The 8,063-nt window shown below is 61.9% G+C and carries 6 protein-coding genes and 2 pseudogenes; 1 reads left to right on the top strand and 7 read right to left on the bottom strand.

Annotated features, from left to right (window positions below):
- The 6 genes and pseudogenes from BM315_RS24555 to BM315_RS23465 all read right to left on the bottom strand — a co-directional run.
- Positions 1 to 114 (bottom strand): annotated as a pseudogene (locus BM315_RS24555) (electron transfer flavoprotein subunit beta/FixA family protein); the annotation flags it as partial.
- Positions 115 to 184: 70 nt separating this feature from the next.
- Positions 185 to 1,336: an acyl-CoA dehydrogenase family protein gene (locus BM315_RS23485; protein WP_090506050.1), complete on the bottom strand. Its 1,152-nt coding sequence runs from the start codon at positions 1,334 to 1,336 to the stop codon at positions 185 to 187.
- Between the two features lie 26 nt (positions 1,337 to 1,362).
- Complete coding sequence (locus BM315_RS23480; RefSeq protein WP_090506048.1) at positions 1,363 to 2,457, bottom strand: enoyl-CoA hydratase/isomerase family protein; 1,095 nt, start codon at positions 2,455 to 2,457, stop codon at positions 1,363 to 1,365.
- Between the two features lie 2 nt (positions 2,458 to 2,459).
- Positions 2,460 to 3,350 (bottom strand): 3-hydroxyisobutyrate dehydrogenase, encoded by an 891-nt coding sequence (mmsB, locus tag BM315_RS23475; RefSeq protein WP_090506046.1) that lies wholly within the window; start codon positions 3,348 to 3,350, stop codon positions 2,460 to 2,462.
- A gap of 27 nt (positions 3,351 to 3,377) precedes the next feature.
- Positions 3,378 to 4,151, bottom strand: a complete 774-nt coding sequence (locus BM315_RS23470) for an enoyl-CoA hydratase (RefSeq protein WP_090506044.1) — start codon at positions 4,149 to 4,151, stop codon at positions 3,378 to 3,380.
- 50 nt (positions 4,152 to 4,201) lie between these two features.
- Complete coding sequence (locus tag BM315_RS23465) at positions 4,202 to 5,725, bottom strand: CoA-acylating methylmalonate-semialdehyde dehydrogenase (protein ID WP_090506042.1); 1,524 nt, start codon at positions 5,723 to 5,725, stop codon at positions 4,202 to 4,204.
- 156 nt (positions 5,726 to 5,881) lie between these two features.
- Between BM315_RS23465 and BM315_RS23460 the strand changes: the two genes are divergently transcribed.
- The gene (locus BM315_RS23460) at positions 5,882 to 6,781 is read left to right on the top strand and encodes a LysR family transcriptional regulator (protein WP_090506040.1); all 900 of its coding nucleotides are present in this window, start codon (positions 5,882 to 5,884) and stop codon (positions 6,779 to 6,781) included.
- 1,156 nt (positions 6,782 to 7,937) lie between these two features.
- On the opposite strand, the pseudogene BM315_RS23455 reads toward BM315_RS23460, so the two are convergent.
- A pseudogene (locus BM315_RS23455) lies at positions 7,938 to 8,063 on the bottom strand (electron transfer flavoprotein subunit alpha/FixB family protein); the annotation flags it as partial.

The following is an 8,063-nucleotide window of genomic DNA, read 5'->3' as shown; positions in this document are numbered from 1 at the left end:
GAAGGGATTCATCGACATCTTGACGTTGGCAAGGTCGACGCCGCTATTGTCCGCCTTGACGCGAACCTTGACGTTGTAGTCGACCACTCGCTTGACGGCTACCAGAACTTTCATGGGACCTCTCTTTCATCGAATAAAAAAGCGCAGACCGCCCAGGTAAGGGCGTGCCGTGCGCAAAAGGGGATTACAGCGGGTAGTTGGCCAGCTCGCGGGCGATCAGCAGGCGCTGGATTTCGCTGGAACCTTCATAGATCTGGGTGATGCGCGCGTCGCGGTAGTAGCGCTCCACCGGGTAGTCCTCCAGGTAGCCGTAGCCGCCGTGGATCTGCACGGCCTTGGAACACACCCGTTCGGCCATCTCCGAGGCGAACAGCTTGGCCTGCGAGGCCTGCGACAGGCAGGGATGCCCGGCGCTCTTCAGCCGCGCGGCATGCAGGATCAGCAGGCGCGCGGCATTCAGCTGGGTGTGCATGTCGGCGAGCAGGTTGGCGATGCTCTGGTGCTCGCCAATCGGTTTGCCGAACTGGATACGCTCGCGGGAATAACCCAGGGCGGCGTCGAAGGCGGCGCGGGCGATGCCGAGGGCCTGGGCGGCGATGCCGATGCGCCCGCCTTCCAGGTTGGACAGGGCAATCGACAAGCCTTTACCGCGCGGGCCGAGCAAGCTGGCTTCGGGGATCGTGCAATCGCTCAAGGTCACCGCGCAGGTGTCGGAGGCGCGGATGCCCATCTTGTGTTCGCTGCGGTCGACTGTGAAGCCCGGGGTGTCTGTCGGCACCAGGAAAGCCGACAGACCCTTTTTGCCCAGCTCCGGGTCGGTGACGGCGAATACGATGGCCAGCTTGGCGCGTTTGCCGTTGCTGACGAACTGCTTGGCACCATTCAGTACCCATTGGCCGTCGCGCAGTTCGGCGCGGGTGCGCAGGTTGTTGGCTTCGGAGCCGGCCTGCGGCTCGGTCAGGCAGAAGCAGCCAATCGCCTGGCCGCTGGCCAGGTCTGCGAGCCAGAAATCCTTCTGCGCCTGGCTGCCGAAATTCAGGATCGGGCCACAACCGACCGAGTTATGAATACTCATCAGCGCACCGGCGGCGCCGTCGCCGGCGGAGATTTCCTCCACGGCCAGGGCATAGGCGACGTAATCGATGTAGCTGCCACCCCATTCTTCGGGCACCACCATGCCGAGCAGACCCAGTTCGCCCATCTGGGCCACCAGGGCGTCATCGATCCAGCCGGCTTTCTCCATGGCCTGGGCCTTGGGCGCGATCTCGCGACGGGCGAAGTCGCGGGCCATGTCGCGGATCATACGTTGCTCTTCACTCAGTTCGAGGTCGTGCATCGGGCATCTCTCTTGTGCTGTGGGGCTCAGGCGCTGACTGTGTGTCGGGATTTGCCAGGGGAGGGCTTGAAGCCGGCGAAGAAGGCCTGAACCCGCGCCGGGTCGAGTTCCGCCAGGGTGGCCGGGTTCCAGCGTGGCTTCTTGTCCTTGTCGATGATCAGGGCGCGCACGCCTTCCATCAGGTCGCCCTTGCCGAACCACTGGTAGTCCAGGTGCAGTTCCTGGGCGAAGCAGTCGGCCAGCGGCAGGGTGCGCCCGCGGCGCAGCAGTTCCAGGGTCACGGCCATGGCCAGTGGCGAGCGGCTGTCGAGCACCTTGACGGTTTCCTCGGCCCAGTCCTGAAACTCCGGGCGGCTTTCTGTCAGCAGCGCCGCGCGTATCGACGGCAGGTCGGGCAGAGCGAAATATTCGTCGATGGCCGGACGCATCGCCTTGAGTTCCGAGCCCGGCAGCTTGTTCACCGCGAGGGTGGCGAGCAGGCTGCGCAAGGCTTCCCGGGGATGGCTGGTCCAGCTCATGCTGTCGAGGCAGCGGTCCAGTTCGGTAATCTGCTCGCTGGTGATGCACCAGTCGGCCAGGCGTGCGTAAAGGGCATCGGCGGCGCGTACCTGCAGGCCGCTGACGCCCAGGTAGATGCCCAGCTCGCCCGGCAGACGCGGCAGGAAATAGCTGCCGGCGACATCCGGGTAGAAACCGATAGCCACTTCCGGCATGCCCATGCGCGTGCGTTCGGTGATTACCCGCAGCGTGGCACCCTGCGCCAGACCCATGCCGCCGCCGAGGACGAAACCGTCCATCAGCGCCATGATCGGTTTGGGGTAGGTGTGGATGTATTCGTCGAGGGCATATTCCTCTTCGAGGAAGATCTCGTGTTTATTGTCGCCTGACTTGTGGCTGTCGTAGAGCATGCGAATGTCGCCGCCCGCACAGAAGGCTTTCTCGCCGGTGGCACGCAACACCACGGCGAGGATCTGCGGGTCCTGCTCCCAGGCATGCAACTGCTGCAGGAGCAGGCGCACCATGGGCAGGGTCAAGGCATTCAGGCCGGCCGGACGATTCAGGGTCAGGTGGCCGATGCGGTTGCGGACTGCCGCCAGAACGGGCGCTTCGACATCGCTCATGCTCAGGCGTCCTTACGGTACAGGTTGATGATCGCGGAGAAGTCCAGGCCGCCATTACCCTGGGCACTGAAGCTCTGGTAGAGCTGCTGGGCGAGGGCGCCGAGGATCACCGGTTGACCGATCTGCTTGGCCGCCTCGCTGGCCAGGCCGAGATCCTTGAGCATCAGGTCGGTACCGAAACCACCGCTGTAACCATGCGACGCCGGTGCAGTTTCCAGCACGCCGGGGAAGGGGTTGTAGGTGTCCGAGCTCCAGCAACGACCGCTCGAGGTGTTGATGATGCCGGCCAGCACGCTGGCATCCATACCCAGGGACACGCCGAGGGCCATGGCTTCGGAAACCCCGATCATGGAGATGCCGAGCAGCATGTTGTTGGCGACCTTGGCCACCTGACCATTACCGGTGCCGCCGCAATGCACGATGTTTTTGCCCATGGCGGCGAGGATCGGTTGGGCATGCTCGAAGGCGCTTGGCGCGCCGCCGACCATGAAGGTCAGGGTGCCTGCCGTCGCACCACCGGTGCCGCCGGACACTGGTGCATCGAGCATGGCATTACCTTGGGCGAGGGCGGTCTTGGCCACTTCGCGGGCGCTGTGCGGATCGATGGTCGAGGAGTCGATCAGCAGCACGCCGGGGCGGACGTTGGCCAGCAGGCCATCGTCACCGAGGTACACACGCTTCACATGGGTGGCTGCCGGCAGCATGGTGATGATCACCTCGACATCGGCCTGCGCTAGTTCGGCGGGGGAGGCCGCCGCCGTCGCGCCGGCCTCGACCAGATTGGCGACAGCAGTGTCGGACAGGTCGAATACGGTCAATGCGTGGCCGGCCTTGAGCAGGTTGAGGGCCATCGGGCCGCCCATGTTGCCGAGCCCTAGAAAACCTATGTGCATGGTGGATCCTCGCTAAATGGGGTGGCGTCAGCAGTGCTTGAACTGTGCGGTGCGTTTCTCGACGAAGGCGGCCATGCCTTCCTTCTGATCGGCGGTGGCGAATATCGAGTGGAACACCCGGCGCTCGAAGCGCACGCCTTCGCTGAGGCCTCCCTCGAACACGCGGTTGATGCTTTCCTTGACCATCATGCTGCTCGGCAAGGATTTCTCGGCGATGGCATGGGCGGCCTTGAGGGTTTCTTCCAGCAAGGTTTGCGCCGGCACAACCCGGGCGACCAGACCGGCACGCTCGGCTTCCTCGGCGCCCATCTGGCGGCCGGTCAGGCACATTTCCATGGCCTTGGCCTTGCCCAGGGCGCGGGTCAGGCGTTGGGTGCCGCCGATGGCAGGGAGCACGCCGAGGTTGATTTCCGGTTGGCCGAACTTGGCGTTGTCGGCGGCGTAGATGAAGTCGCACATCAGCGCCAGCTCACAACCGCCGCCCAGGGCGTAACCGGCCACTGCCGCGATCAGCGGTTTGCGTCGGCTGGCGATACGGTCCGCCGGGGCGAAGAAATCGTCCAGGTAGATCTGCGGAAAGTTCAGCTCGGCCATTTCCTTGATGTCGGCACCGGCGGCGAAGGCCTTGGCCGAGCCGGTGATGACCATGCAGCCGATCTGCGGGTCCTTCTCCAATTGATCCAGCGCCAGGTTGAGTTCGGCGATCAGTTGGCTATTGAGCGCGTTCAGCGCTTGCGGGCGGTTCAGGGTGATCAGCCCAACACGGCCTTGCACCTCAAGCAGCAGGGTTTCAAATTGCATGTCACGGTCTCCTGAAGCGGGCCGGGACCCTAGGCCCCGGCCCTGGCGGTTTATTTCAGGGTGATGGTGGTGTTGACGGTGCCGCCGACCTCGTCCTCGTCGAACCAGCGCTGGGTGACGGTCTTGGTCTGGGTGTAGAACTGCACCACCTGCTTGCCGTAGGGGCCAAGGTCGCCGAGCTTGGAGGCACGCGAGCCGCTGAAGGAGAACAGCGGGACCGGTACCGGAATCGGTACGTTGATGCCGACCTGGCCGACGTCGATTTCTTCCTGGAAGTGCCGTGCCGCGGCGCCGGAGCGGGTGAACAGGGCGGTGCCGTTGCCGTTCGGGTTGGCGTTGACCAGCGCGATGGCATCGTTCAGGGTGTCGGCGTGCAAGACGCAGAGGACCGGGCCGAAGATCTCTTCGCGGTAGATGGTCATCTCCGTGGTCACGTCGGAGAAGATGGTCGGGCCGACGAAGTTGCCCTGGGTGTAGCCGACCACCTCGGGGTTGCGACCGTCCAGTACCAGCGTGGCGCCTTCGCCGATGCCGGTGGCGATCAGGCTACCGATCCGGTCCAGCGCCGAGCAGGACACCACCGGACCGATATCGGTGCCTGGTTCGGCGCCGGCATTGATCTTCAGGGTCTTGGTCTTCTCGATCAGCTCGGGCAGCCACTGCTGTGCCTCGCCGACCAGGATCACCACCGGCAGCGCCATGCAGCGTTGGCCGGCCGCACCGAAAGCGGCACCGAGCAGGTTGTTCAGGGTCTGTTGCTTGTTCGCATCGGGCAGCACGATGGCGTGGTTCTTCGCGCCCATCATGCACTGCGCGCGCTTGCCGTTCTGGGTGGCGCGGTTGTAGACGTGGGTGCCGACCTTGGTCGAACCGACGAAGGACACTGCTTTGATATCCGGGTGATCGCAGATCAGGTTGACCGCATCGACGCCACCGTGAATCACGTTGAGCACGCCTGGCGGCACCCCGGCTTCCATGGCCAGTTCAGCCAGACGCATGGTCACCATCGGGTCCTGCTCGGACGGCTTGAGCACGAAGGTGTTGCCGGTGGCGATGGCCATCGGGAACATCCACAGCGGAATCATTGCCGGGAAGTTGAACGGGGTGATGCCGGCGCAGACGCCCAGCGGCTGCAGCAGGGTGTAGGTATCGACGCCACCGGCCACGTTATTGGCCAGCTCGCCGAGCTGCAGGTTGCCGATGCTGGCGGCGTGCTCGACCACCTCCAGACCACGGAACACATCGCCCTCGGCGTCCGGCAGGGTCTTGCCCTGTTCGGCGGTGAGGATCGCCGCCAGCTCCTGCATGTTCTCGCGGATCAGCTGCTGGTACTTGAGGAAGATCCGCGCACGGGCGCCGATCGGCGTCTTGCGCCAGGTCTTGAAGGCTTCCTTGGCGCTGGCCACGGCGGCATTCATTTCATCCAAGGTGGCGAAGGGCACACGGGCCAGGACTTCCTGAGTCGCCGGGTTGACCACGTCGCGCCACTGGGTGGTCTTGGATTCGACCAGTTGGCCGCCGATCAGCAGTTTGACGGTGGGCACAGTGTTCTGGGTGTTTGCTTGCGCTGTCATTAGGACTCCAGCCTTTCAAGGGCAGATGGTGGCGGGTGATCTCATTGTGGGGCTTTGAGAACCTTGGCCTTGATCCTAGCAGTGCGTTTTTATCTATAGCAATGCGGCTGCGTGCAGGGTTACTCTGCATTTTTGCACAATGATATTGGTGGCCGGATGGATTGGGACAATCTGCGTTATTTCCTCGAGCTGTCCCGTGCGGGCAAACTGACCGCCGCAGCGCGTCGGCTGGGCGTCGATCACACCACGGTGTCGCGTCGCGTGCAGGCGCTGGAAAAAAGCATGGATACGCCGCTGTTCGTGCGTGCGGCCGCGGGCTACAGCCTGACCGAGGCCGGGCGGACGCTATTGCCGCAAGCGGAAGCGATGGAGAGTGCTTTTTCGGCGATCGAACAAGCGCGAGCCGGGCAGCAAGACAGCCTTTCCGGGCAGGTGCGCATCGGCGCGACCGAAGGCTATGGCTCGGTGATGCTCGCCCCGCAACTGGCCGAGTTCACCCGACGTTATCCGAACCTGGGGATCGATCTGCTGGCCGTGCCGCGGATGGTGCAACTGTCGCGCCGCGAGGCCGACATCGTGATTACCCTGGAGCGCCCCGAGCGCGGGCCATTCATCATTACCAGGCTGACCGACTACGTGCTCAAGCTGTATGCCTCCGCCAGCTATCTGGAGCAGCATCCGCCCATTCGGCATCGGGATGATCTGCGCGACCATGCGTTTGTCAGCTATATCGACGATCTGCTGTACAGCAAGGAACTCCTCTATCTCGATGAAATCGGCAAACCCCGGCATGTCGCCTTGCGCAGCACCAGTATTCTCGTGCAGCAGCAGGCCACCTCCGCCGGGGCCGGTATCGCGATCCTGCCGTCATTCTCTGCCGATGCCGATTCACGCCTGAGGCGGGTGCTCAGTGAGCAAATCGAATTCACCCGCACGTTTTGGATGCTGATGCCCATCGAGCTGAAGGACATCGCCCGGATGAAGACAACCTGGAATTTTCTGCGGGAAATGGCGCAGGCGAACCAGAATTTACTGATGGGGCGTTATCTGGATTGACTGTTACTGTGGCCGAATAAGCAGACTTTTGGTCTTTAACCGGCCACGCAGATGCCCCTATGTGAGATCGGACAAATAGATGTCGACGGTAGGTTGTTAGCGCAGAGAAGCAAAGCCCACTGCGGGTTTGAAGCAGGCGTAATGGTTCACTTGGCATTTTGCCGTGGCAAGACGTTGCGACTCGTTCCTGAGTTCGCTTTGCTTCACGGCGGTTGCAGCCAGCGATGCGATTATTAGAGACAGCATTATTATTGTCTTCATGTCATCTACCTGCTTTCGAGCAGTGTTGTTGGTTTGGTTCAAAGGTTTGGTTCAAAACAGAGCCAAGCTCCGAGTTGTCTACAGCCGGAAACATATCTATTAGTATATGATAATAAAGCATACTATATGCGTTAGTCAAGTAGGTGCCCCCCCCCCCCGATGTCAGGCTAGTTGTCGGTGTGCCATGCTGTATCTGTGATGAGGGCGGGCCCCTCGGATTCGCCGATCAGGCGGTGATTCCAAACCACCTTGGGCTGCATACGTAAAGAGTGTGTGTGGTGAGCGCCACGGGAAAAGGCTGACCAAGAGTCAGTCAGGTATGAGTGATTGAGACGAACGTAAGTGAACCATCGAAGAAGTGTCGATAATTGCAGACGATATCGAAACCAGAGACTCGATAACGCTCTGGGACAAGTCAGACGGGCGCCTGGGTTCTGGACTGGAGGTATCCGGCATAGAGGTGGCGTGACGATCATTCAGACACAGGTACGGAACATGGGAATCTGTCATTGCGATGCCAAGGGAGCGATTCAACCAGAGACCCTGCGGAGAATATGAGTACCGACCCAACGTGCTGCTCAATGCCAACCTTGTCAGTGTTCCGTTCACCACTACCCAGTCGACACCCCTCAACTTGACTTAGCCTGGGGAGTGCAGCATCAGCACCTGACGATTCGAGCTACAGACAACCTCACCGCACTGATTAACGCCCTCATGCAAGAACGTCACGATTCCTGCATAAAGCCGTGCGACCTGGTTTTTATGTCGATGAAACCAGCGGCGAACCCAATTTGCTGTCGCTGTCCATTGTCTTTCCCGGGAATGCGCTGGAAAACTGGCGCGCGACCGGTCTGGTCGCGCTGGGTACAGGGATTTCGAGGGGGCAGGTACCCGTCTACAGAAGACTCTCCAACTCGGGAATAGCCTCGAACAGATCCGCCACCAGGCCGTAATCGGCCACCTGGAAGATCGGCGCCTCTTCGTCCTTGTTGATCGCGACGATCACCTTGGAGTCTTTCAT

Origin of the sequence: Pseudomonas borbori (assembly GCF_900115555.1) — a bacterium.
Lineage (GTDB): Bacteria > Pseudomonadota > Gammaproteobacteria > Pseudomonadales > Pseudomonadaceae > Aquipseudomonas > Aquipseudomonas borbori.
This window is presented reverse-complemented; position numbering and strand designations above follow the sequence as displayed.